Raw genomic sequence first — 293 nt, forward strand, 5'->3', positions numbered from 1 at the left:
ACAAATAAGGATTAAGGTATTGCGTAGCCAACACTAAATCCCAAGTGTTGAACAAGCCCGAAGCGACTTTATTAAGTAAATTGTACGGTTGGGTTTGAAGGGCGCACCGCTTTGAGGCTTTTCTCAGGCGAGTGAGGCCAAGATAAGGTTGCGATAACAATCTTATCAACCAGTTAGCTATTTTTCGTTTCTTTCGTCGTCACATCTCCTCTGATTTCGCTAATGCCATTATTCTTATTATCGATGCCTTTCAGCTAGGTGGATAGGCTCATTCTGAAACTCGCCATGTATTG

Origin of the sequence: Vibrio sp. 10N.222.46.A1 (genome assembly GCF_041473595.1) — a bacterium.
Taxonomy (GTDB): Bacteria; Pseudomonadota; Gammaproteobacteria; order Enterobacterales; family Vibrionaceae; genus Vibrio; species Vibrio tasmaniensis_A.